At 60.4% G+C, this 22696-nt stretch carries 20 protein-coding genes; 10 read left to right on the forward strand and 10 right to left on the reverse strand.

Annotated features, from left to right (window positions below):
• Positions 1–162: 162 nt before the first annotated feature.
• Positions 163–888 (forward strand): transcriptional regulator FnrN, encoded by a 726-nt coding sequence (fnrN, locus tag O3W47_RS23810; RefSeq protein ID WP_269314730.1) that lies wholly within the window; start codon positions 163–165, stop codon positions 886–888.
• A 293-nt stretch (positions 889–1181) separates the two neighbouring features.
• Here fnrN and O3W47_RS23815 read toward each other — a convergent pair whose 3' ends face one another.
• The gene (locus O3W47_RS23815; RefSeq protein ID WP_080816948.1) at positions 1182–1490 is read right to left on the reverse strand and encodes a hypothetical protein; all 309 of its coding nucleotides are present in this window, start codon (positions 1488–1490) and stop codon (positions 1182–1184) included.
• A gap of 33 nt (positions 1491–1523) precedes the next feature.
• Complete coding sequence (locus O3W47_RS23820; RefSeq protein WP_233283526.1) at positions 1524–1997, reverse strand: hypothetical protein; 474 nt, start codon at positions 1995–1997, stop codon at positions 1524–1526.
• Between the two features lie 91 nt (positions 1998–2088).
• Here O3W47_RS23820 and O3W47_RS23825 point away from each other — a divergent pair, with 91 nt between their 5' ends.
• The 6 genes from O3W47_RS23825 (at position 2089) to O3W47_RS23850 (ending at position 8720) form a co-directional block, all read left to right on the forward strand.
• Entirely contained in the window at positions 2089–3948 is a 1860-nt protein-coding gene (locus O3W47_RS23825; protein ID WP_269314731.1) for a PHA/PHB synthase family protein, read from the forward strand.
• A gap of 32 nt (positions 3949–3980) precedes the next feature.
• Positions 3981–4700 (forward strand): DNA/RNA nuclease SfsA, encoded by a 720-nt coding sequence (gene sfsA / locus O3W47_RS23830; protein ID WP_269314732.1) that lies wholly within the window; start codon positions 3981–3983, stop codon positions 4698–4700.
• Positions 4701–4731: 31 nt separating this feature from the next.
• Complete coding sequence (gene map, locus O3W47_RS23835; RefSeq protein ID WP_003524822.1) at positions 4732–5571, forward strand: type I methionyl aminopeptidase; 840 nt, start codon at positions 4732–4734, stop codon at positions 5569–5571.
• 14 nt (positions 5572–5585) lie between these two features.
• Positions 5586–6419, forward strand: coding sequence for a RadC family protein (gene radC / locus O3W47_RS23840; protein WP_269314733.1), 834 nt, complete (start codon positions 5586–5588; stop codon positions 6417–6419).
• Between the two features lie 137 nt (positions 6420–6556).
• Positions 6557–6979: a TadE/TadG family type IV pilus assembly protein gene (locus O3W47_RS23845; protein ID WP_003524819.1), complete on the forward strand. Its 423-nt coding sequence runs from the start codon at positions 6557–6559 to the stop codon at positions 6977–6979.
• A 1-nt stretch (position 6980) separates the two neighbouring features.
• Positions 6981–8720, forward strand: a complete 1740-nt coding sequence (locus tag O3W47_RS23850; RefSeq protein ID WP_080816944.1) for a TadG family pilus assembly protein — start codon at positions 6981–6983, stop codon at positions 8718–8720.
• A gap of 66 nt (positions 8721–8786) precedes the next feature.
• Here the strand turns inward: O3W47_RS23850 and O3W47_RS23855 are convergent, their stop codons facing one another.
• From O3W47_RS23855 to rpiA, 4 genes are all read right to left on the reverse strand, one after another.
• A complete protein-coding gene (locus O3W47_RS23855; RefSeq protein WP_137451911.1) occupies positions 8787–10163 on the reverse strand; it encodes a class II 3-deoxy-7-phosphoheptulonate synthase in 1377 nt (458 codons plus the stop codon).
• A 248-nt stretch (positions 10164–10411) separates the two neighbouring features.
• Positions 10412–11800 carry a glutathione-disulfide reductase gene (gene gor, locus O3W47_RS23860; protein ID WP_269314734.1) on the reverse strand — a complete coding sequence of 463 codons (1389 nt, stop codon included), beginning with the start codon at positions 11798–11800 and terminating at the stop codon, positions 10412–10414.
• 145 nt (positions 11801–11945) lie between these two features.
• Positions 11946–12515: a DUF2059 domain-containing protein gene (locus O3W47_RS23865; RefSeq protein ID WP_003524811.1), complete on the reverse strand. Its 570-nt coding sequence runs from the start codon at positions 12513–12515 to the stop codon at positions 11946–11948.
• A 16-nt stretch (positions 12516–12531) separates the two neighbouring features.
• On the reverse strand, positions 12532–13227 hold the full coding sequence (gene rpiA / locus O3W47_RS23870; RefSeq protein WP_269314735.1) for a ribose-5-phosphate isomerase RpiA: 696 nt from the start codon (positions 13225–13227) through the stop codon (positions 12532–12534).
• A 190-nt stretch (positions 13228–13417) separates the two neighbouring features.
• Between rpiA and O3W47_RS23875 the strand changes: the two genes are divergently transcribed.
• Positions 13418–14119, forward strand: a complete 702-nt coding sequence (locus O3W47_RS23875) for an HAD family hydrolase (RefSeq protein ID WP_137451907.1) — start codon at positions 13418–13420, stop codon at positions 14117–14119.
• A 312-nt stretch (positions 14120–14431) separates the two neighbouring features.
• Here O3W47_RS23875 and O3W47_RS23880 read toward each other — a convergent pair whose 3' ends face one another.
• Positions 14432–16291 (reverse strand): L,D-transpeptidase family protein, encoded by a 1860-nt coding sequence (locus O3W47_RS23880; protein ID WP_162936776.1) that lies wholly within the window; start codon positions 16289–16291, stop codon positions 14432–14434.
• Positions 16292–16793: 502 nt separating this feature from the next.
• Between O3W47_RS23880 and fumC the strand changes: the two genes are divergently transcribed.
• Positions 16794–18185, forward strand: coding sequence for a class II fumarate hydratase (gene fumC, locus O3W47_RS23885; RefSeq protein WP_137451906.1), 1392 nt, complete (start codon positions 16794–16796; stop codon positions 18183–18185).
• Between the two features lie 207 nt (positions 18186–18392).
• On the forward strand, positions 18393–19325 hold the full coding sequence (locus O3W47_RS23890) for an alpha/beta hydrolase (RefSeq protein ID WP_137451905.1): 933 nt from the start codon (positions 18393–18395) through the stop codon (positions 19323–19325).
• Between the two features lie 99 nt (positions 19326–19424).
• On the opposite strand, the gene O3W47_RS23895 is transcribed toward O3W47_RS23890, so the two are convergent.
• From O3W47_RS23895 to tpiA, 3 genes are all read right to left on the reverse strand, one after another.
• The gene (locus tag O3W47_RS23895; protein WP_065116217.1) at positions 19425–21053 is read right to left on the reverse strand and encodes a CTP synthase; all 1629 of its coding nucleotides are present in this window, start codon (positions 21051–21053) and stop codon (positions 19425–19427) included.
• A 159-nt stretch (positions 21054–21212) separates the two neighbouring features.
• On the reverse strand, positions 21213–21668 hold the full coding sequence (gene secG, locus O3W47_RS23900) for a preprotein translocase subunit SecG (protein WP_003524802.1): 456 nt from the start codon (positions 21666–21668) through the stop codon (positions 21213–21215).
• Positions 21669–21784: 116 nt separating this feature from the next.
• Positions 21785–22555, reverse strand: a complete 771-nt coding sequence (gene tpiA / locus O3W47_RS23905; protein WP_137451903.1) for a triose-phosphate isomerase — start codon at positions 22553–22555, stop codon at positions 21785–21787.
• Positions 22556–22696 lie beyond the last annotated feature (141 nt).

The following is a 22696-nucleotide window of genomic DNA, read 5'->3' on the forward strand; positions in this document are numbered from 1 at the left end:
CGGCTGCGACAGTTTGCAACTTTGACTTCAATCAAATTGCACCGTAAGTTCTTGCTAAAGTAGACGCAGGGGCGACGGCTACGTGGCGAAAGCCTTGCATGAGACCGGATTTGACACCCACGGTCGTAATCGTCCCGAAAAAGCCAGCATTGGAAAAGGCTTATGGACACGCTGCAGAAGACCATCCACAATTCGGAAGAGCCCGTTGTTTGCCGCTCCTGCGAGGCGCGTCACGGCGGTCTTTGCAGCACGCTGACGCCGCAGCAGCTTTGCGACCTCAACCGCCATTCCAGCCGCAAAAAGCTGGAAGCGGGCAACGAGCTTCTTGGCCAGGGCGAACTCGTCACCTCCTACGGCAATATCCTGAACGGCGTGGTGAAGCTGTCGAAAATGATGTCGGATGGCCGCCAGCAGATCGTCGGCCTGCAATTCGCACCGGACTTTCTCGGCCGGCCCTTCATGGCGGAAAGCAAGATGACGGCGGAAGCCGCAACCGATGTGGAGATTTGTCTCTTCCCGCGCCGCGTCGTCGACCGGATGGTTTCCGAAGTGCCCGATATGGAACGCAAGCTCCACAGCCAGTCCCTGAAGGAATTGGACGAGGCGCGCGACTGGATGCTGACGCTGGGCCGCAAATCGGCGCAGGAAAAGGTTGCCAGCTTCCTTTACATGATCGCCACCCATATCGATCCGGAAAACGACGACAAATCCTGCTTTGACCTGCCGCTTTCACGCGCCGATATCGCCGATTTCCTCGGGCTCACCATCGAAACGGTTAGCCGGCAAATGACAAAGCTGCGCAAGGAAGGCGTTATCCGCATCGAGAACAACCGCCACATCACCGTGCCTGATCTCGACGTGCTGAGCGACGCCGCCGGCAACGACTGACGGAATTTGCCTTTCACTGCCCCTGAAGTGCAGGCGTCCCGAAATTGATATGCGGCGCCCGCGCCTGAGCGGGTGCGAGCGCAAAACCGGCAAGAACCAGCAAAGCGGCGATGCATTTCATGATATTTCACCCCGTGCCCCGCTTTTTCAGCGGCCTGTTTGTTATGACCGCATCATAAGCGGCAAACCGCATCCATCCGCTTAACATCTTGGGTAAGCGGAAGGTTCAGAGGCAGGGTAAAGAAGGGGTTATGATTGCCGCTCCTCCCGCAAGACTGAGCCGTCGAAGCAAATCAGGCTTTCGCTGCAAGCAGCAACAGGACAAGGGAGAGAGGGCTGGACATGCCGGCCAGTACAAAAGCGAATACGCAGGCGACCCCGTAACTTAGCCACCCTAAACGATATCGCGTGGCCGCACCCCACAAGCAAACTAAAATGTTCAGAGCAAAGATCGATATACCGAGGAAGATCGACGGCCCTATATCGAGTAAGCGCAGGACAAGAGGCAGAACGCCCAACAAAACTACAAAAACTAAAAGCACTTTTGGATTGCGCATTTCGATCAAAACCGGTTTCGCAAAATATAGCGCCAAAGCTGCCATACGCGATGGCCATAGCATGTATTGATTTGGGATTTATTGCGAGGCGGCAGGCGTCGCAACCGGCTTCTGGTTTTCGGCAAGCGCCCGCAGCTCCGCCACGCGGCGCTTGTATTCGGCTTCCGATATCTGGCCGTTGCGCCGTGCCGCACCGAGGCGCGACAGGCTCGATTCCATGGTGGATGCCTCATCCTCACCCATCTGGGTGCCTGCGGCCGTCAGCGGCTGCGAGAAGGTCGGATAGGTGCCGGTGTCGCGCTTCTGGCTCACCGCAGTGTCGCTGACCGGGCGCGGGCCGACGATTTCGGCCGTCGGGCGGCGCATATGGGCGGGCGCGACGATCGGCTCCGGAGCCTTGCAGGCGGCAAGTGTGGCGGCGAGCATTGCGCCGGAGAGCGAAAGCACAGCGATTCTTGCCGCATTTTCCGCATATGTTCCCCATGTGCCCATGTGCTTGCCCATCGTCATGTTCCGCCTGTAAGGATATCTGCCGATATCGAATTCGACCACGGTTCGGCCCTTTGCGGCCTCCCCTTGCTGGTGGAACTTGTATTCGTTTTCATGCAGAATGTGCAAACACAAATTTGGTGGAGGATCGTGCATGGCAGGTGTTGACGGCGGCGGCAAGAAAAAGGGCGGCAAAACGCCCGGCTTCGACGCCAGCTCCGCCGAGGCCTACCTGATCCGCGACCCGGAAACCTTCGCGATCAATATCGCCCGTGCGCTCGAAAATCTCGGCAAGGCCGCATCCGAATGGCTGGCGCCGCGCGAACGCGGTGAGATCCTTGAGACCAGCGCCGATCCGGTAACCGATCTCGTCAAGACGCTCTCCGATGTCGCCGAATACTGGATGGCCGAACCGAAGCGCTCGCTCGAGGCGCAGACCCATCTGCTTTCCAGCTATTACGATCTCTGGGCGAAATCGGTGGCGCAGTTTTCCGGCGATGCCGATTCGGCCCCGGAAAAACCCGCCGAAAGCGGCCCTGCGGAACGCAGGAGCAGGCGTTTTGCCGATGCCGACTGGCAGGCCAATCCGTTCTTCGATTTTCTCCTGAAGGCCTACCAGACCACCGTCGGTTTCGCCGACCGGATGGTGACGGAGGCAGACGGGCTGGACGAACATACCCGCACCAAGGCGCTGTTTTACATGCGCCAGGTGACGGAGGCCCTTTCGCCGGCCAATTTCGTCTTCACCAATCCGCAGGTTTTCCGCGAAACGGTCGCCTCCAGCGGCGCCAATCTCGTCAAGGGCATGGCGCAGCTGGCGGAGGATGTCGCCGCCGGCAATGGCCACCTGAAACTGCGCCAGACCGATTACAGCAAATTCGTCATCGGCCAGAATATCGCCGTCACGCCGGGCAAGGTGGTGGCGAAAAGCCCGCTCTGCGAAATCATCCATTATGCGCCGACGACGCAGAAGGCCTTCAAACGGCCTTTGCTGATCGTGCCGCCATGGATCAACAAATTCTACATTCTCGATCTCAACCCGCAGAAATCCTTCGTCGGCTGGTGCCTCGAGCAGGGACACAGCGTCTTCATGGTCTCCTGGATCAACCCGGATGCCCGCCTCGCCGACAAGGGCTGGGACGATTACGTTCGTGAAGGCATCGATTTTGCGCTGGATACCGTCGAGGAGCGAACCGGCGAAAAGGAAATCAACGCCATCGGTTATTGCGTCGGCGGCACGCTTTTATCCTCGGCGCTGGCGCTGCATGCGCAGCAAGGCGATGAGCGCATCCGCAGCGCCACGCTGCTGGCCGCCCAGACCGATTTCATCCATGCCGGCGATCTCAAGGTCTTCATCGACGAAGGCCAGCTTGCGGCGCTGGACAAGCACATGCAGGCGGTCGGTTATCTCGACGGCTCGATCATGGCGACCGTCTTCAACATGCTGCGCGCCTCCGATCTCATCTGGCCCTATGTTGTCGACAATTACCTGCGCGGCACCGAGCCCCTGCCCTTCGACCTGCTCTACTGGAACTCCGATTCGACCCGGGTGACGGCCGCCAGCCATTCCTTCTATCTGCGCAATTGTTATCTCGAGAACAATCTCGCCCGCGGGCTGATGCGGGTCGCCGGCAAGCGGATCAATCTCGGCGACATCAAGATACCTGTCTATGATCTCGCCACCCGCGACGACCATATCGCGCCGGCGAAGTCGGTATTCACCGGTGCTTCACTGTTCGGCGGGCCGGTGGAATTCGTGCTCGGCGCTTCCGGCCACATCGCCGGCGTCGTCAATCCGCCACAGCTTGAAAAATACCAATATTGGACAGGACCGTCACCGGCCGGAGACTTCGATGCCTGGCAGGCCACTGCGACGCCGCATAAGGGCTCCTGGTGGGTGCACTGGCAGAACTGGATCGCAAGCCAGAGCGCTGAAAAGGTGAAGGCGCGAAAACCGGAAGACGGCAAGCGCGCCGTGCTCGGCGATGCGCCGGGAACCTATGTCCTCTCCTGACCGCACCCATCATTTCTCATCTTTCAGGCCACATGTTCTTCACGCCCCCGCTTACTCCCGCCACGCTGATTTCCCGCTACAAGCGTTTCCTGTTCGACGCCGTTCTGGAGGACGGCACCGCGATCACCGGCTCCTGCCCCAATACCGGCTCCATGCGCGGGCTCACGACAACGGGCTCCCGCATATGGCTGTCCGAACATGACAGCCCCACCCGCAAGTACCGGCACATGCTGGAAATGGTCGAGGCCGATGGCACCACGGTCGGCATCAATACCGGCATGCCCAACCGGCTGGCGGAAGAAGCGATCCTCACCGGCCGCATCCCCGAACTCGGCGGCTATTCGACGATCCGGCGCGAACAGAAATATGGCCGCAATTCGCGTATCGACTTCCTGCTGTCGCAACCCGGCCGGCCGGATGCCTATGTGGAAGTGAAGAACGTGCATTTCATGCGCGAACAAGGCCTCGCCGAATTTCCCGATACCGCCACCAAACGCGGTGCGAAACATCTGGAGGAGCTGGGTGACGCTGCGGAAGCAGGTTACCGTTCGGTGATGCTCTATCTCATCCAGCGCGACGATTGCGACCGCATGCGCATCTGCGACGATCTCGATCCCGTCTATGCGCTGGCGTTTCAGCGGGCGATGGCGCGCGGCGTGGAGGCCTATGCGGTGAAATGCGCGGTTTCCCCGACACAAATTTCGGTCAGCGGAACGGTTAAGATGGACGAATGGCGTCCGGCTGTTTTATGAACAGGGACGTAAAGAGACAGAAAGCACCAAGATGGTCACCTATATCGACGCAGCCTCCGCCCCCCTCAAGAATACCGGCGTCATCCGCCTCTATACCCCTGAGGACTTCGACGGGATGCGCAAGGCGTGCCAGCTGACGGCGCGCTGCCTCGACGAACTCGCCGCAATCGTCAAGCCGGGCGTGACGACGGACGCCATCGACCGTTTCGTCTTCGAATTCGGCGCCGACCACGGCGCGCTGCCGGCGACGCTGAATTATCGCGGTTATACCAAATCCGTCTGCACCTCGATCAACCACGTTGTCTGCCACGGCATTCCGGATGAAAAGCCGCTGCGCGATGGCGATATCGTCAATATCGACGTGACCTATGTGCTGGATGGCTGGCATGGCGATTCGAGCCGCATGTATCCGGTCGGCCAGATCAAGCGCGCTGCCGAGCGGCTGATGGAAGTGACCTATGAATGCCTGCTGCGCGGCATCGCGGCGGTGAAGCCCGGCGTGCGCACCGGCGCAATCGGCGCGGCGATCCAGGCCTATGCGGAAGCGGAGCGCTGCTCTGTCGTGCGCGATTTCTGCGGCCATGGCGTCGGACGCCTGTTCCACGACACGCCGAACATCCTGCATTACGGCCGCCCGGACGAAGGGCCGGAAATCCGCGAGGGCATGATCTTCACCATCGAGCCGATGATCAATCTCGGCAAACCGCATGTGAAGGTGCTTTCCGACGGCTGGACGGCGGTAACGCGCGACCGGTCGCTCTCCGCGCAATATGAACATGCCGTCGGCGTTACTGCCACGGGCTGCGAAATCTTCACACTGTCGCCCGGCGGCTTCGACCGTCCGGGCCTGCCGCCGCTTCCCCCCGCATAAGGCCAGACCCGCCTATGGCAAAACGCTCCGCCCCGCCTTCCGCCGATCTTTCCACAACTCCCGGCTTTCAGGCGGGCGAAGGCGATCTGTTCAACGGAGCGGATGAGCGCGGTTTTTTCGCCGAATCGCGGAGCGGCGCGAAAAGGCCGGCAGCCATCGTCGAACAGGAAACGGATGCCGCCCATTATCATGGACATCGCGACCGGCTGCGGGCGCGTTATCGCGATGGCGGCGACGCGGCGCTCGCCGATTACGAATTGCTGGAGCTTCTTCTCTTCCGGCTGATCCCGAGGCGCGATACCAAACCCATCGCCAAGGCTCTCATTGCCCGTTTCGGAACGCTTGGCAGCGTGCTCGGCGCGCCCTTACCGTTGTTGCAGGAGGTGAAGGGCGTGGGCGAAACCGTGGCGCTCGATCTGAAGCTCGTCGCCTCCGTTTCCCAGCGCATGCTGAAAAGCGAAATCCGCAACAAGCAGGTGCTCGGCTCCTGGTCCTCGGTCATCGATTATTGCCACGCCGCCATGGCCCATGAAACGCGCGAACAGTTCCGCGTCCTGTTCCTTGACAAGCGCAACGTCCTGATCGCCGATGAGGTGCAGGGTCAGGGAACCGTGGATCATACGCCGGTCTACCCCCGCGAGGTCGTGCGCCGCGCCCTTGAACTTTCATCTACTGCCTTGATTTTAATCCACAATCATCCAAGTGGAGACCCAACCCCTTCGCGCGCGGATATCGAGATGACCAAGACAATCATCGATACGGCAAAGCCGCTCGGCATCACCGTCCATGATCACATCATCATCGGCAAGGACGGTCACGCCAGTTTCAAAGGCCTTCGGCTGATCTGAAGTAGACGCGAAAGCTTAAGAAGAGCTGCAACCCATGGGAGCGGCATCAACACAAAATTAACACCTATAAATTAGCATTTCCGAAAATAATAAATCAAGGCATCGAACCTTGATGCCTGAAGGAACGGGGGTGCTTTATGTTTAATGGAGTGCGTTTCTTTCGCGATAGATCTGGCTCGTCTGCTGTCGAGTTCGCCATCGTCGCACCGATATTCTTTCTCGTCCTGCTCACCATGATCGCCTACGGCATTTATCTGATGGCGGCCTATTCGGTGCAGCAGATCGCCGCCGACGCGGCGCGGACGGCGGTTGCCGGCCTCAATACGACCGAGCGCCAGCAGCTTGCCCGGGATTTCGTCACCAAAAGCGACCTCAGCTACGCCTTCATGGACAAGAGCCGCTTCACCGTCGATGTCGCCACCGATCCCGCCAATGCCAACCAGTTCACGGTGAAGGTCGAATATGACGCCCGCGATCTGCCGATCTGGAGCCTCTACAGCTACACCCTGCCCGAGCCGGTCATCCGGCGTTTTTCCACCATCCGGATCGGAGGAGCATGACATGCGAGATATTCATTCCCTGCTTCCCCGCTTCCTCAAGGATAAAACGGGCAACATCGCCATTTCGGCGGGGCTCACCGCACCGCTCTTCATCGGCATATTGGCGCTCGGCGTCGATTACGGTTATCTGACATTGCAGAAACGGCAATTGCAACAGACCGCCGATCTCGCGGCCATATCGGCGGCAGCCAACGCCACGGACGCCGAAAAGGCGGTCCAGCAATATTTCGCCCTCAATGGCATGGATCTCGGTGTCAGGACGGCCCAGGGACTTTTGACCGAAAAGGGCCTGCAACCCTTCGACCCGCTGAATGAATTCGCCAACAGCAAGGGTTACGCCGAAGTCATCAAGGGACACTACGAGCCGGATGCGACAGTCCCGGTCGGCCAACGTTTCGTCGATAACGCCCTGCCCACCAATGCGATAAAGGTGAACATCGTCGAACAGGGCCAGATATTCTTCGCTTCCGCCTTCACCAAGCCGCCAAAGGTCTCGGCGGTCGGAACGGCCTCGTCCCAAAGGATCGCGGCATTTTCGGTGGGATCGCGCCTCGCCAGCCTCGATGAGGGAATTCTCAACAGCCTGCTCGGCGGTCTGCTCGGCACCACGGTTTCATTGAAACTCATGGATTATCAGGCGCTTCTCGCCGCCGATGTCAATGCGCTGAAGATCGTCGAGGCGCTGGCCATCGATCTCAACCTCACCGCCGGCACCTATAAGGATGTTCTGAAGACGGAAATCAGCTACGGCAAATTCCTCGACGTGCTGACGAAAACCACGGGGTTGCAGCCGGCGGTCGTCAACATTTTGAATACGCTGCAAAAAACCGTCAACAAGAGCAACGTCAAGATCAAGCTGGAGGAAATCCTCAATCTCGGTCCGTTCTCGGACAAGCTGATCGGTACGGGCGAAAACCTCAAGGTCACCGCCGGCGTCTTCGATCTCATCAATGCCGCCGCCGTGGCGGGCAATGGCGGCAACCAGCTAGGGCTTAATATCAACGCCAATCTTCTCGGCCTCGCCTCGGTCAAGGCAACGCTCGCCATCGGTGAACCGCCGGTCGAAACGCCGTCGCTCGCCGTTGGCGGTCAGGGCACCGTGGTGCGCACCGCACAGACCCGTCTTGCGGTCAGTGTCGTGGTGGACGGGCTTCAGGCCATTGCCGGCCTCAAGGTCAACCTCCCGCTTTATGTGGAAGTCGCCCATGCCGAAGCACGGCTTGCCGATATTCGTTGCACGGGCGGCGGACAGGGCACCGTCGATGTCGAGGTCGTTCCCGGCGTCGTCGAAATCGCCCTTGGCAATGTCGATACCACGGCCTTTGCCAATTTCGGCAGGGACCCGCGCGTCACCAAGGCCGCAATCGTGGATTCGGCGCTGCTCGCCATCAATGGCAGCGCCCTCATCAACGCCACCAATATGACCAAGACCAAGCTGACCTTCACGCAGTCCGACATTACCCAGGCCAAGATCAAGAGTGTCTCCACCAAGGACACCGTCACCACTCTTGTCAGTTCACTGCTGAAGAACCTCAATCTCGATATCAGGCTTCTCTTCCTCAACCTGGATTTGGGAGGTCTGGCGGGCATTCAGTCGGCGCTTGCCAACACGCTTGCGGCAGTCACCGCTCCGGTCGATCAGCTGCTCTACAACGTGCTTCTGGTTCTCGGCGTCAAGATCGGCGAAGCCGATGTGCGGGTCACGGATGTCCGCTGCCAGCAGCCGGCGCTGGTGCAATAATTCAGCACCGCGCATGAAAAAGCCGCCGGAAGGTCTCCCGGCGGCTTTTTTGTTTAAGGCTTCATATCACGCGTTGGCGATTGCCAGACGCTTCTCATCGCGGCCGCTCTTCATGCGCTCGGACAGCAGGAACGCCAGTTCCAGCGCCTGATCGGCATTGAGGCGCGGATCGCAATGGGTGTGGTAACGGTCGGACAGCGAATCCGCCGTCACCGCGCGCGCGCCACCCGTGCATTCCGTCACATCCTTGCCGGTCATCTCGATATGGATGCCGCCCGGATGCGTGCCTTCGGCGCGGTGGATCTGGAAGAAGCTTTCGACTTCCGACAGGATGCGCTCGAAAGGACGTGTCTTGTAGTGGTTGAGCGTGATCGTGTTGCCATGCATCGGATCGCAGGACCAGACGACCTTGCGGCCTTCCTTCTCAACAGCGCGAATGAGCTTCGGCAGGCTGTCCGCCACCTTGTCATGGCCAAAACGGCAAATCAGCGTCAGGCGACCGGCCTCGTTTGCCGGGTTCAGCGCATCGATCAGCTCGATCAGATTGTCGGGCGTCAGCGACGGGCCGCATTTCAGGCCGATCGGGTTCTTGATGCCACGGAAATATTCCACATGCGCATGGTCGAGCTGGCGCGTGCGGTCACCGATCCAGATCATGTGGCCGGACGTCGCGTACCAGTCACCGGAGGTGGAATCGATGCGGGTCAGCGCCTCTTCGTAGCCAAGCAGCAGAGCCTCATGGCTGGTGAAGAAATCGGTTTCGCGCAGGCTCGGATTATTGTCCGCGCTGATGCCGATCGCCTTCATGAAGTCCATGGTTTCGGAAATCCGGTCGGCCAGCTTGCGGTAGCGATCCGCCTGCGGGCTGTCCTTGATGAAGCCGAGCATCCACTGGTGAACGTTTTCAAGGTTGGCGTAACCACCCATCGCAAAAGCGCGCAGCAGGTTCAGCGTCGCGGCCGACTGGCGATAAGCGTCGAGCTGGCGCTCCGGGCTCGGTATGCGCGAACCTTCGTTGAATTCGATACCGTTGATGATGTCGCCGCGGTAAGACGGCAGCGTCACGCCATCGAGCACTTCCACGTTGGAAGAGCGCGGCTTGGCGAACTGACCGGCAATGCGGCCGACCTTCACGACGGGCAGCTGCGCGCCATAGGTGAGCACAACGGCCATCTGCAGGAACGCGCGGAAGAAGTCGCGGATATTATCCGCGCCATGTTCGGCGAAGCTTTCGGCGCAATCGCCGCCCTGCAGCAGGAAGGCGTTGCCTTCCGCCACATTGGCGAGCTGCTTCTTCAGGCGGCGTGCCTCACCGGCAAAGACCAGGGGCGGATAAGTCGCAAGCGTGGCTTCCGTTGCCGCAAGCGCTGCCGCATCCGGGTATTCGGGAACCTGCTGGATCGGTTTCTGCCGCCAGCTGCCGGGGGTCCAATTCTGTGCCATGTTCTCACCCTTTTCTCGCCCGCGCGACGTCGCGCGGCCGCCTCGAAAAATTGAGCGGCTTATAGCTCCAAGCATCGGCTTTGCATAGCCAATCCCTGAGCCATCCGGCTCATTCTGCCCGTTTTGAGCGCTCCAGACGCACAAAAGTCAATTCAAACGATTTAACAACCCCGCCGCCATTCGAAAACTTCGCTTTCAAAGGGCGGCAGGCTGATGTGGGCGGCGATTATATCACGCCCGTACCGGCGTTACACACGCTCGCCATTCACGACGCGATAGCTCGGCGAATACATCGTCACCAGCTCTTCGGCAGCTGTGGGATGAACCGCCATGGTGCGGTCGAAATCATCCTTGGTGCAGCCGGCTTTCAGCGTGATGCCGAGAAGCTGCGCCATCTCGCCCGCCTCATGGCCGAGAATATGCACGCCCAGGACCTTGCGGTCGGCGGCATTGACGATCAGCTTCATGATCGTCTTTTCCTGACGGCCGGAAAGCGTCGCCTTCATCGGCCGGAACTGGGCGCGATAGACTTCCAGTTCCGGATATTTCTTGCCGGCCTCCTCTTCCGAAAGACCGACAGTGCCGATTTCAGGCTGCGAGAACACCGCCGTTGCGATCAGTTCGTGATCCGGCTTGGTCGGGTTGTTCTTGTATTCGGTTTCGATGAAGCACATGGCCTCATGGATCGCCACCGGCGTCAGCTGTACCCGATCGGTGACGTCGCCCAGCGCGAAGATGTTCGGCACATTCGTGCGCGAATAATCGTCGACGACGATCGCACCGCGCGCATCCACCTTCACACCGGCATTTTCCAGACCCAGACCCTTGGTGTTCGGATCGCGGCCCAGCGCCAGCATGACCAGGCCGACATGCAGCGAGGCGCCCTGCTTGGTGCGGGCCACGAAGCCACCGGTACCATCCTTGCTGACTTCCTCGATGATATCTTCGAGAATGATGCGGATGCCCTTGGCCTCCATCGCTTCATGCAGGCCTTTGCGCATGTCCTGATCGAACCGCGAGAGGATTTCCTTGCCGCGATAGATCAGGGTCGTTTCGACACCGAGCCCATGGAAGATATTGGCGAATTCCACAGCGATATAACCGCCGCCAGCGATCAGGATCGATTTCGGCAGTTCTTCCAGGTCGAAAGCCTCGTTGGACGAGATCGTTAGCTCATGACCGGGCAGCGCCTTGTGCTCGTTCGGCGTGCCGCCAACGGCAATCACGATACGCTCGGCCGTGAAGGTCTTGCCGGTTTTCGTCAGCTTCACGGTATGGGCGTCGATCAGTTCCGCCCGGCTGTCGAAAATATCGGCCTTGGCGTTTTCCAGACCCTTGCGGTAGAGCCCTTCGAGCCGGGTGATTTCCTTGTCCTTGGCGGCGATCAGCTTCTTCCAGTCGAAGCTGCGCTCGCCGACGCTCCAGCCGAATCCTTCCGAATCCTCGAAATGCTCAGGGAATTGCGAGGCATAAACGAACAGCTTCTTCGGCACGCAACCGCGGATGACGCAGGTTCCGCCATAACGATATTCCTCGGCGATTGCCACGCGCTTGCCGAGCGAGGCGGCCACGCGGCCGCTGCGCACGCCGCCGGAACCGCCACCGATGACGAAAAGATCGTAGTCATAAGCTGTCATAGTCAAAACCCCTGATCAAAACCGCCGTCCAGCCTCAAGACGGGCGGCGGTGCATTCACGCCACATATAGGTGCTGCGACGCACAAATGAAAAGCCCGGTCTTGCGGCCGGGCTTTGAATATTTCTGAATTGTCCGTTCACCCAATCAGGGCTTGGGAGCAGCCGGAGCGCCACCTGTGGCGTTCTGATCGGCCGGAAGCGGCTTCAGGTCCGCGCCAGCAACCTTCTGCAGTTCCGACATGCTGGAAGCGTTGAGGTCGCGGTTGATGCCGGCGGCCCAGATGTCGGCAGCCTTCATCAGTTCGCGCGTGGCGATCGGGCCGTCCTTCAGGAGCTTCTTGCCGGCTTCGCTGCTGTAGAAGGTGGAAATGGCGTTCAGCTCTTCGACGGTGAAAGCGCGCGCATAGGTGAGCGCTGCTTCGCGCTCCAGATCGGCGCGGCGCGGCGCAAGCTCGAGAGCCTTCGCGTCAACAGTCTCGGTGATCGCGTCCTGAACGTTCGGCGAAGCCTGAATGAGTTCGGCCTTCAGACGCTCCGCCAGACCCGGCAGAATGTCGTCGAAACGGTCGGTAACGCCAAGAGAGGTGATCGCCTGCCGTGCGGCAGCGATATGCGCTTCCGAAATTTCCTGAGCGCGTGCGGCAGTACCGAACACGATGCCGGAAATGAGGATCGAAGCAGCGGCAGCTTTGCCCAGTCCCGCTAGTTTGACCATGAAAATCTCGCTCCTGTTATACTGCCTGCATCACGCGGGCGCCTTCAGGACCCGCGATAATGGCAAGCGATGCCAAATTTATGAAAAGTCCGTGCTCGACGACACCGGGAAACGTGTTCAGCTCGCGTGCTAGCGCTTCTGCATCAGGAATACGGCCAAAAGATGCGTCGAGGATAAGGTGCCCGCCATCCGTCATGAAGGCGCCGTCGCCCGACGAACGCATCGTCAGCGTGCCGGAAAGCCCGGAACGCGACGCCAGTTTTTCGATGGCGATACGCGTCGCCACCTGGCCGAACGGGTTGATTTCGATGGGCAGCGGAAAGGCGCCCAGCGTCTCCACCACCTTGCTCTGGTCGGCGATCACGATCATGCGGGCGGATGCCGCCGCAACGATCTTTTCGCGCAGAAGCGCGCCGCCGCCGCCCTTGACGAGACGCAGCGCATGATCGACCTCATCCGCGCCGTCAATGGTCAGATCCAGTTCCGGCAATTCATCCAGCGATTTCAGCGGCACGCCAAGCTCGACGCAGAGACGCGCGGTGCGCTCGGATGTCGGCACGCCCTCGACTTTCAGACCGGCGGCGACCTTTTCGGCCAGAAGCCTGACGAATTCCTCGGCCGTCGAACCCGTGCCGATACCAAGCCGCATCCCATCCTGTACATGGGACAATGCGGCCTCGGCGGCCTTGATCTTCATCTGGCGGGCATCCATGTGCCTGAAACTCCGGTAGCTTTGTCGTCGCCGTGCTGTTTACACGGGTCGAAAGCCAAACGAAAGCCTTTTTCAAGCCAACGAACAGAACGTTGTGACGCGGTTGCAAAGACAGGCCCGTTTGCCTAGGCTTGGCGGGAATGAAAGCACCGATACATCAGTTACACGCATTCCCGAGAGGCCAGTTCCCGTGACATCCCGCCCGCTCTCCCCGCTCGCCATTTTCGATCTCGACGGCACGCTGGTCGATACCGCTGCCGACCTGGTCTCGAGCCTCAACCACACCATTGCCGCAGCCGGGCTTGCTCCCGTCACCTATGACGACCTGACTCACCTCGTCGGCCAGGGCGCGCGGGTCATGATCAAGCGGGCCTTCGCGCTTCGCGAGACGGAACTGCCGGAAGCCGAAATCGAGCCGCTCTATGAGCGCTTCATCACCCATTACCGCGCCGAAATGCCCGGCGAAAGCCGCCCTTATCCCGGCATCATCAACGCGTTGGATGCGCTCTCGGAAGCCGGCATCACGCTTGCCGTCTGCACCAACAAGACTGAAATCCTCGCTCTGCCGCTGCTCGAAGAACTCGGTCTGACACGCTATTTTGCCGCCATTACCTGTGGCGACACCTTCTCCTTCCGCAAGCCGGACGCCCGCCATATTCTCGGCACCATCGAAAAAGCCGGCGGCGACGTCCAGCGCTCCATCATGGTCGGCGACAGCATCAACGACATTCTCGCGGCAAAGAACGCCGCCGTGCCGTCGATTGGCGTCACGTTCGGTTATTCGGATGTGCCGATGGCTGAACTCGAACCGGATGTCGTGATCGACGATTTCAGTGAATTGACGCCGGCGCTGTTCGAAGAACTGGTTGCGAAGGGTGCAGCCGCCGCCTGAGAGGCTGGACCAGACAAGTAAAGCGCCAGGGAACGGCGATTCCGACGTCAATGAGAGCTGAACAACCTCTCCTCCGTCATGCCGGACTAGATCCGGCATCCAGCTACGGCGCGTCTGCGCCGTGAAAAGACTTCTTTTGCGATCAAGGACTTGATCGCGCTGGACCCCGGATCAAGTCCGGGGTGACGGAGTACGGTGTTGCCGTTGACGCCAAATGTAGCAGGCGGACTCCAGCACCAAACAAATTGGGCAGGCCTTTCCTTCAAACAAAAAAGCGCCGTCTCCGGCGCTTTTTTCTTGATGCTATCCTGATCAGATCGACGCGGCCCGCGCCTTCGTCGTCACGGCGAACGCCTTCTGCACATAGCTGTCGCGGTCATACACATCGTCGAAGAACTGCACCTTGCCGTCCTTGTCCGGCCAGGCGGTGAAATAGGCCACGTAGACCGGAACCTTCTCCGGCACCTGCACGGCGCGGTTCTTGCCGGAGGCGATCTGCTCGCCGACCTTGTCGACGCTGGTGCCAAGAACGGCGGCAGCCATGCGGCGCGGATCGACCAGACGGATACAGCCATGGCTCAGCGCCCGCATGTCGCGGTTGAAGAAGCTCTTGGCCGGTGTGTCGTGCATGTAGATGGCATGCGCATTGGGGAACAGGATTTTCAGGTCGCCCAGCGCATTGTCGCTGCTCGGTGGCTGGCGCACGGAAACGGCGTTGGTGGAGCCATACCAGTTGACGCTGGTGGAGGAGACCGCGCGGCCGCCCACCTGAACCTCATAACCCAGCCGGTCGAGATAGGACGGATCGCGGCGCAGCTTCGGCAGCATCTCGTTGACGATGATCGACTGCGGCACGCCCCAATAGGGGTTGAACTCGACGGTCTGGATTTCGTCCTGGAAGAAATAGGTCTGGTTGGCCTTGGAGCCGACGACGACCTTCATGCCGAACTGTTCCACGCCATCATTGTGGTAATAGGCCATGAAAGCGGGCTGGTTGATGAAGACATAACGCTGACCGAGATCGGCCGGCAGCCAGCGGACCTGTTCCATGGCCACCTGCACCTTGACGATCTTCGCGTCATTGCTTTCGCCGACCATGGCGCGCACGGTGGCGCGACCGATCACGCCATCGGGTTTCAGGCCGTTTTCGCTCTGGAACGCCTTCACCAGATCGACGAGATCGGGCGTATAATCCGGCGTCTGCTGGTAAGCGGAAATGATCGCCGCATGTTCGGCCTTGAAGGCGGGCGAAGCGCGATGCTCGATGGCCTTGACGACATTGGCCATATCCGCACTGCTGTTGCCGGGCTTCAGCACCAGATCGGCGGGAACGCGGACGACATGCGCCGCATCGCCCTCACCACGCAGGCGGGCAAGCTCCGCCTTCAGCGCCAGATATTCGGCGCCCGACGGTTCGCGGCTACGTAGATAGGCGGCAACATCGGGGCTCAGGCCCGCAAGCTTCAGCACCGGTGCGAGGTTCACCGTCTTGCGCTTGAAATCATGATAGCCGGAAAGCCGGTTCGGATCGACACGGCCACGGGCCGTATCCTGCACATAGGCGAGAACCTTGGCGGAAAGCGCCAGCTCGAACTGCATCTGCGCCCGCTGATAGGCATCGGACACGGGCGCCGAGGCCGTCTCTACCGGCGTACCGGTCGCAGCCGAACCGGAAGCGTTGCTGATGCTGGCCGTCACATCCTTTGCCGGTGGCGAAATGCTGTAATCGGCCGGATCGAGGCCGCTTTCACCGACCGTCTCCAGAAAGGCGATGACAGCATTGGCGCGCGCGGTCAGCTCGCCTTGCGAAACCCAGAGCGTCTTGCCGCCGGCGCCGTAATAGGCTTCCAGCGCCTTGGCGATCTCGGGGGTGGCGCTGAACTTCAGATTGGCAAGGCCTTCACCGAAATTCGCCGTGTTCACCGCACGGGCCGTATCCGCCTTGTAGTCGTAATAGCGCGGGCCGGAAACACGCGGCAGCGGCTCGGGATCGGAAGCATCGGCACTTTGGCCGGCACTCGATCCGGGGGGCGAGGTAACGATGCCGGCCGGCGGCAACTCACCGCGATCGCGCGCGATCTTGCCAGGGCCGCCGCGCAGGAGGTCCATCAGCGTTACCGCACCGGCGCTGCCGGGAAGAGCGGTGGAAACGGAAAGACCGAGAGCCAGCACCAGTGCTGCCGATGTTTTTCCAGATGTGACTTGCAATTTGATCCTCGTAGCACCCAGCACCGCCAGCGAAAGGGCGGGCATCAGTTTCATGCCTGTCTAGCCGATCGACGGCCCGTTGAAAAGAAAACGCGAAAAAGCCCACAACCGTGCCGAAATGAACCTTATGATACAGCCAAAGCCGTAAAAACGTAATTTCCAGAATTGGCGAGAATGGTTAAATTTCCATTTATTTCATTTACTTTGCCCTGCCCCGCCCGACCTTCCCAGCCCCCCGGAAAGCCCGGTTTTCCAGCCATTTCGCGTCGTAGTAAAAATGACACGCCGGCACCTTTTTCACCCCGCGCCGCGCCAGACGGCGAAATCGCTTTTGCGCGGCGGGAAATATCTGCCTCCGCTGCATTGCAGCGCTTTCATTGCCGGCGCGATGATTCTATATATCGGCCGCGCAAGGCGGGCGAAGGCGCCGTTTTGGCGGAGGAAAACGAGTAAAAAGGCAAGATTGATGACAGCCACACGGACGGAAACCGATACATTTGGACCCATTGAAGTTCAGGCCGATCGCTACTGGGGCGCGCAGGCGCAGCGCTCGCTCGGCAACTTCAAGATCGGCTGGGAAAAGCAGCCCGCCTCTGTCGTTCGCGCGCTCGGCATCGTCAAGCAGGCCGCAGCCCGCGCCAACATGGCGCTGGCTGGTCTCGACCCCAAGGTCGGCGACGCCATCATCGCCGCCGCGCAGGAAGTCATCGATGGCAAGCTGACGGAGCATTTCCCGCTCGTCGTCTGGCAGACCGGCTCCGGCACCCAGTCCAACATGAATGCCAATGAGGTGATTTCCAACCGCGCAATCGAGATGCTCGGCGGCGAGATGGGCACCAAGAAGCCCGTCCACCCCAATGACCACGTCAATATGAGCCAGTCCTCGAACGACACCTATCCCACCGCGATGCACATCGCCTGCGTGGAAGAGATCGTTCATCACCTGCTGCCCGCCCTCAAGCACCTGCACAAGGCGCTGGAAGCCAAGGTCAAGCAGTTCGAAAAGATCATCAAGATCGGCCGCACCCACACCCAGGACGCCACACCGCTGACGCTAGGCCAGGAATTCTCCGGCTACGCCGCGCAGGTCGCATCTGCCATCGCCAATATCGAAACCACCCTGCCCGCGCTCTCCAAGCTCGCCCAGGGCGGCACCGCCGTCGGCACGGGCCTCAACGCTCCCATCGGCTTCGCCGAAAAGGTCGCCGAGGAAATCTCCAAGATCACCGGCCTGCCCTTCGTGACCGCGCCGAACAAGTTCGAGGCGCTCGCCTCGCACGATTCCATGGTCTTCTCGCATGGCGCGATCAATGCGGCCGCTGCTGCGCTGTTCAAGATCGCCAACGACATCCGCTTCCTCGGCTCCGGCCCGCGCGCCGGCCTCGGCGAATTGTCGCTGCCGGAAAACGAGCCTGGCTCGTCGATCATGCCGGGCAAGGTCAACCCCACCCAGTCGGAAGCGCTGACGCAGGTGTGCGCCCACATCTTCGGCAACAATGCAGCACTGTCCTTCGCCGGTTCGCAGGGCCACTTCGAGCTCAATGTCTATAACCCGATGATGGCCTACAACTTCCTGCAGTCGGTCCAGCTTCTGGGCGATGCCGCCGTCTCCTTCACCGACAATTGCGTCGTCGGCATCGAGGCCCGCGAAGACAACATCAAAAAGGGCGTCGAGAACTCGCTGATGCTGGTGACGGCGCTGAACAGCAAGCTCGGCTACGACATCTGCGCCAAGATCGCCAAGACCGCGCACAAGAACGGCACGACCCTGCGCGAAGAAACCGTCGGCGGCGGATACCTCACCAATGAGGAATTCGACCAGTATGTGCGCCCGGAAAACATGATCGGCCCGAAGTGAGCCAACCATATTCAACGGACATGGAAACGGGCCTTCGGGCCCGTTTTTGTTTGTTCGATTGACGCGGCGCGGGGAAGCCGTGACATGGGTGGCCCGGGCCGGAATATCGGGCTGCCCCCATATTGACCTGTTGGTTTTTTATATCGTCCTCATAAACTGCTCTTCCGGGATAATGCCGGAGCCAAATGCCCGATTGAGGATGACATCATGATCTGCCGCCGCAGCCTGCTTCTTGCCGGCGCATTCCTCGCCACGGCGATGAAAGTCCCAAATCTGCTTGCTGAGGACAATCGGCCTCGTATCGCCCTTTGGCCCGACCTGCCGCCCGGTGGCGACGGTCCGGATGGTCCCGCGGATATCAGCGAAAAAGGCGCCGTCACCAATATCGCCATACCGAGCCTTGAGGTATTTGCCCCTGACAGGCCCAATGGGTCTGCAATGATCATAGCCGGTGGTGGCGGATATAAGCGCATCGAGGAAGGCAAGGAGTCCTATCCCGCCGCGCGCTGGCTCGCGGCCAGGGGCATTTATGCTTTTGTCCTCAGCTACCGCCTGCCGATCGAAGGATGGGCGGCCGGACCGCTGGCACCGCTTCAGGATGTGCAGCGCGCATTTCGTCTGGTACGTGCACGCGCCCCGGAATGGCAGATCGATCCGCACAGGATCGGCGCGCTTGGTTTTTCTGCAGGCGGGCACCTGATGGGGCTTGCCGCCGCCCGCTCGGCCTTCACATCTTACGAAGGCGTAGATGAGATCGACAGGCAATCAGCCCGGCCGGATGTTGCGGCTCTGATCTATCCGGTCATCACGCTTGCAGCACCCTATGACCGCACATCAACCCGCAGATCGCTTGTCGGCAGACACCCGGCAGACGAGGCAACGCGGGAATGGTCGGTGGAAAGCCATGTGAGCAAAGACTGCCCTCCGGTCTTCCTCACACAGGCGGATGACGACCGGATTTCCAATCCCGCCAACAGCCGTATCATGCGGGAGGCCTGTGAAAAGGCTGGCGTGGATGTCGAGTTTCATCCGGTCGCATCCGGCGGCCACGGCTTCGGCATGGGCAAGGCCGGCACCCCAACAGAGGCATGGCCAAACTGGTATGAGGCGTGGTTGCGGAAGCAGAACTTTCTGGCATGAGGCCTCCCGGCAATCCATCGCACCGCGCGTCTTGAGACCTGTTGCCACCCCAATAAAAAAGGGCCGCAAAAGCGGCCCTCTCCGTAATCATTCAAACCGTCAAACCAGCCGGCTCTGCTCCACTGCCGCTTCGATGAAGCTCGCAAACAGCGGATGCGGATCGAGCGGACGGCTCTTCAGTTCCGGGTGGTACTGAACGCCGATGAACCACGGGTGATCGGGATATTCCACCGTTTCCGGCAGGACACCATCCGGAGACATGCCCGAGAAGACGAGGCCGCATTCTTCCAGCCGATCCTTGTAGTCCACATTCACCTCGTAGCGGTGGCGGTGGCGCTCGGAAATATCCGTCGTGCCGTAGATATCGGCGATCTTGGTGTCTTTCTTCAGCGCCGCCTTGTAGGCGCCGAGACGCATCGTGCCGCCGAGATCGCCCTTGGAGGAACGCTTCTCCAGCTCGTTGCCCTTCACCCATTCGGTCATCAGGCCAACGACCGGCTCGGACGTCGGGCCGAATTCGGTGGAGGAGGCATTTTCGATGCCGGCAAGGTGACGGGCCGCTTCCACGACCGCCATCTGCATGCCGAAGCAGATGCCGAAATAGGGCACGTTGCGCTCACGAGCGAACTGCGCCGCCATGATCTTGCCTTCCGAACCGCGCTCACCGAAGCCGCCGGGCACCAGAATGCCGTTGACCTTTTCGAGATAGGGCGTCGGGTCTTCCTTTTCGAAGACCTCGGACTCGATCCACTCCAGCTTGACCTTGACGCGATTGGCAAAGCCGCCGTGATGCAGCGCCTCGATCAGCGACTTATAGGCATCCTTGAGGCCGGTATATTTGCCGACGATAGCAATCGTCACTTCGCCTTCCGGCGTGCGGATGCGGTTGCAGACCTCTTCCCAGGGCTCCAGACGCGGCTTGGGCGCCGGCTCGATGCCGAAAGCGGCCAGCACTTCCGAATCGAGACCTTCCTTGTGGTAGGCTATCGGAACGTCATAGATATTCGCCACATCCAGCGCCTGGATGACGGCGGAAGGACGCACGTTGCAGAACAGCGAAAGCTTGCGGCGTTCGGCTTCCGGAATTTCCCGGTCAGCACGCACCAGCAGAATGTCGGGGTGAATGCCGAGCGCCTGCAGTTCTTTCACGGAATGCTGGGTCGGCTTGGTCTTCAATTCGCCAGCTGCCGGAATATAGGGCATCAGCGTCAGGTGAAGATAGATCGCCGTGCCGCGCGGCAGGTCGTTGCCGAGCTGACGGATCGCTTCCATGAACGGCATCGCCTCGATGTCACCCACCGTGCCGCCAATCTCGCAGATGACGAAGTCGTAGTCGTCATTGCCTTCAATCACGAAATCCTTGATCTCGTTGGTGACATGCGGAATGACCTGAACCGTTGCGCCGAGATAATCGCCGCGCCGTTCCTTGTCGATGATGTTCTTGTAGATGCGACCGGTGGTGATGTTGTCGGTCTTGGTGGCCGAACGCCCGGTAAAGCGTTCATAGTGGCCAAGGTCGAGGTCCGTCTCGGCACCGTCATCCGTCACGAACACTTCGCCGTGCTGTGTCGGGCTCATGGTCCCGGGATCGACGTTCAGATAGGGGTCGAGTTTACGAAGCCGCACCCGATAACCACGGGATTGCAACAAAGCTCCGAGTGCTGCCGCGGCGATGCCCTTGCCTAGAGAGGAGACCACGCCGCCTGTGATGAATACATATCGCGCCATGGGATTCACCGGATACCTTTTTACCTCTGATTCCGCCAGCCCAAATTTCATGCTTTCGAAAATTCGCTGTTGACGAATTTGCGATGGGTCAGGCCGGAATGCGAACAAAAGAAAACCGGCAGGCTTTTGGCCTGCCGGAGCGTTAAATCAAAACCGGGCTTATTGACCGGTCGGAACTGCGTTCGGATCGGCGGGCTGCGCCGGGGCCGGAGCGGCCGTGCCGGAAGCGGCCGGAGCCGGGGTCGTCTGAGCCGGTGCGGCTGCACCATTGGTCGGAACGCCATTTTCAGCCGGAGCGGGCGTCGACGGCGTCGTCGCCGGGCCGAGCGTATCGAGAATGCCGTTACCCTGGCCCTGCGTGGCCGGAATACGGTTCAGAATGTCGGTCGGGCGCGATTCGTAGCGCGTCAGAAGACCGAGGCCGAGCGAGGTCGCGAAGAACAGCGCGGCAAGGATCGCCGTGGTGCGCGTCAGCGCATTGGCCGTTCCGCGCGCGGACATGAAGCCCGAACCGCCGCCGATACCGAGGCCGCCGCCTTCGGAACGCTGGATCAGGACCACGCCGACAAGCGCCAGCACGATCATGAGGTGAATAACAATCAAAACGGTCTGCATGACAATCCATTCCATGCCCCGCGCGGAGCACTACAAAGAAGGTTTCGCGGCTCTTTACATGAGGCGAAGGCTTATTCCAAGCCCCTTTCCCGCCATCTGTAACAGGAAAACCTGTCTCAGGCCGTCAGTTGCTCGTATGCCGCATAGATGGACAGGAAGTCTGCGGCTTTCAAGCTCGCGCCGCCGATCAGCGCGCCATCCACGTTCTCGACGCCCATCAGTTCCAGTGCATTGGCGGGCTTTACCGAGCCGCCATAGAGGATGCGCATGGTCTTGCCGGCCTCACCGAAGCGCTTGACGAGTTCGTCGCGCATGAAGGCGTGGGCCTCGCGCACATCCTCCACGGTGGGTGTCAGACCCGTGCCGATTGCCCAGACAGGCTCATAGGCGATGACGGTGTTTTCAGCCGTCGCTTCATCCGGCAGGGAGCCGGCAAGCTGCCGCTTGAGGATATCGAGCGTCTGGCCAGCCTTGCGCTCATCCGCGGTCTCGCCAATGCAGACGATGGCGATGAGATCGGCCTGATGGGCGGCCACGGCTTTGGCGCGCACCAGATGATCCGTCTCTGCATGGTCGGTGCGGCGCTCGGAATGGCCGACGATGACATGGGTGCCGAAGCAGTCGGCGATCATCTCGGCGGAAATATCGCCGGTATGCGCGCCGGAGGCGTTCTGGTGGCAATCCTGCGCGCCGATCATCAGCGGGCTGTCATCGCACAGCGCCGTTGCCACGTAGAGCAATGTCGAGGGCGGGCAGATCAGCGCATCCACCTTTTCAGACAGTGCGCCCTTGACGCCCTCTGCCATGGCCTTGATCTGATCGAGCGAGGCACGGGTGCCGTTCATCTTCCAGTTTCCGGCAACAAGCGGTCGAACATTCGGCGTCATGCGTATCCCATTCCCTTTGTCTTGAGGCCGCCTGTGGCGGCGCCCCTTCCCTCAGCCGTATCACGGCCCATAATCGCGACAGAAACACTGCCGGAAATCCCGGGATATTCCTTTAAACGGCCCCGGCAATAAATGGTACAA

It is taken from the genome of Agrobacterium sp. LMR679 (genome assembly GCF_027157905.1).
Taxonomy (GTDB): domain Bacteria; phylum Pseudomonadota; class Alphaproteobacteria; order Rhizobiales; family Rhizobiaceae; genus Agrobacterium; species Agrobacterium leguminum.